Here is a 2,160-nt window from a genome sequence, read left to right on the forward strand (position 1 = left end):
CATCCACCAGACGCCAGTCGTCGCGATCGAGAGCCGAGATGTGGAAAGCCACGTCAGCGCTGCGGGTTCCGCGCCGGCGCGGCACGGTGAATTCGTGGATGTCGGCATCCACGTCGCCCAACTCGAGCAGCCACGCCGCGGACCGGTGCGAGACCACCCCGACCGGCACGGGATCCTGCAGACGATCGCCCGCCGACCGCTTCGGTTCGAGCGCCAGCCACTCCGCGCGGATGAGTTCCTGCGGCGCGGCCGGCGCTCCGGCCAACCGGTACACACCATGGCGAACCCGCGTGAGCAGCCATTTATCAGCCATCCGCTTGAGCTGCTGCGGCGTCACACCCACCGCTGCGGCCTGCGCGGTCGTGAACAGGCCCCACTGCGACTCGGCCAGATCGGCCAGATCGAGAAGTAGTTCATCGCCGTTCATGCATCAAAAATACCACGAATGCGTCAATACTAGCGCTCTGAGGGAAACTTTTGACGGACTGACTGTAATTATTGACGTAGAGTGACGTAATTATTGCAGCAGCGGCGGTGGATGGCGGTCGGCGCGGTGTGGTCTTCCTGGCTGAGCTCCCGAACGCTCCGGCGCCGACTTCGAGATCCGCGGGTACGGAGTGATCGGGCTGATTCCTGGTTCAATGTCCAGTGCGCGAAGCAACCGCGTCGAGACGGTCTACACCTGGCCCGCTTGGACACCGCGAGACACAACATGTTGTGTTGAATCATCTGTCGCGCACCAGGTGTAGGCTCTGGGCTTGCATCGAACTGATGTACGGCCAACCAGGCTTTCGGGCTTGGGCAACCGGGTAGAAAACGCCGAGGCCCTGCCAGAGCGTGCTCCAGCTGGGCCTCGGGTTGTCTTCCTACGGACTTCCCGGATGTTACGCAGGTCGCTCACTCCGAGCGACCTGGGGGACACGCCATTGTTGGGTACATCTCTGCCGGGCCCGGCTCTGCATGGCCGCATGCGGCGGGGAAGAGAGTATCCGTGACCACGACGATGAGTGAGTGGGTTGAGCAGTTTGGTCGGCTTCGTGGGGGACTGACCACGATGCCGATGGGCCCGCAGCCGGGCAAGGTTCTGGCCTGGCAGCTCGGCGGACTGATGGCCGCCGCCCAGATGAGCCCCTTTGACCCGAACTCGGCGATGAACCTGCTCGAGCCGGGGCAGGCGGACAATATGGAGCAGATGGGAGACAACCCGTCACTGCTGCTGTTCGCCCGCTACTTCCTCCAGATCACCGCTCTGCAGGCCGACAAGGCCAGCACCACGACGATCCAGTCGGTCCTCGGACCGCTCTCGCAGCGGCTGGAACAGACCGCGCGGGGATGGGCCGCTGGCGGCGTGGATCCGATCCAGCGGGAGGAGCTGATCTCGGAGCTGCGGGAACTGGCCGAGTACCTCCGCGGCAAAGCCGCGTAACGCTTTACGGTAAGGAGCGAGGGCCCCGCCGGGTATCAGCCGGCGGGGCCCTCGCCATCATGATGCAGTTGGTGCTACGGCGATTCCGGATCGTCGAGGTAGCGCCACCGGATTCGGGTGACCATCGAGTCCGGGGTGCAGCCGGTGTGGCTGCCGCAGAAGAACTCGCCGAACTGCGCCGGCGTCATATCGAAACCCTCGGCGCGGACTTCTTCGGGTGTGATGGTGTCGAGGCGCTCGCGCCCGACGTCGAGTACTTCCACGTCGACGATCCGGACGAGTGGTTCGCCGCGGCGGCGGCCCATCACCTTGCGGCACAGCGTGAGCCGGGTGCCGGGCTGCAGCATCAGCCAGCCCATACGGCGGGTGACGGTCTTTGTCCGGTCGCGGACCTGGGGTTCGGTGAGCGAGACCGACATCAGGCGTGGCATGAGGTGCTCCTGTTCTGCGGGTACTGGTTCCAGATCCGGCCGTCGAGTTCACGCCCGGCCGTTTTCGGGGTGCGGCCACCCCACTGCTTGAAGAAGAACGCGGTCCCGGCCTCGACGCACTGGTCGCGCAGGTCGCGCACCCAGTCCGCCTCGATCGGCCGGGCGTGGGGCCCGGATTCGCCGCCGACGATGACCCAGTCGATCGCCGGGATCGGCCGCCAGTCGGCGCAGCCGGGGCACCCGCATTCGAAGCGTTCGTCGTCGTCGGGCCACCGGCACCGGCACCCGTCCGGGCATCCGGTC

The 2,160-nt window shown here is 66.0% G+C and carries 4 protein-coding genes; 1 reads left to right on the top strand and 3 read right to left on the bottom strand.

Going from position 1 to position 2,160, the window contains the following annotated elements; genetic code table 11:
• A partial coding sequence (locus tag A5780_RS38745; protein ID WP_197521974.1) for a type IV toxin-antitoxin system AbiEi family antitoxin domain-containing protein occupies positions 1-427 on the bottom strand: 427 nt, incomplete at its 3' end.
• 564 nt (positions 428-991) lie between these two features.
• On the opposite strand from A5780_RS38745, the gene A5780_RS38750 reads away from it, so the two are divergent.
• Complete coding sequence (locus A5780_RS38750; protein ID WP_156769786.1) at positions 992-1,426, top strand: hypothetical protein; 435 nt, start codon at positions 992-994, stop codon at positions 1,424-1,426.
• Between the two features lie 74 nt (positions 1,427-1,500).
• Here the strand turns inward: A5780_RS38750 and A5780_RS42405 are convergent, their stop codons facing one another.
• Together A5780_RS42405 and A5780_RS38760 are read right to left on the bottom strand one after the other, a co-directional pair.
• Complete coding sequence (locus tag A5780_RS42405) at positions 1,501-1,857, bottom strand: hypothetical protein (protein ID WP_231983234.1); 357 nt, start codon at positions 1,855-1,857, stop codon at positions 1,501-1,503.
• The coding region (locus tag A5780_RS38760; RefSeq protein ID WP_156769365.1) for a DUF5131 family protein at positions 1,845-2,160 on the bottom strand (316 nt) is incomplete at its 5' end. The genes A5780_RS38760 and A5780_RS42405, both read right to left, overlap by 13 nt.

Source organism: Nocardia sp. 852002-20019_SCH5090214 (assembly GCF_001665865.1).
In the GTDB taxonomy this organism is placed as follows: domain Bacteria; phylum Actinomycetota; class Actinomycetes; order Mycobacteriales; family Mycobacteriaceae; genus Nocardia; species Nocardia nova.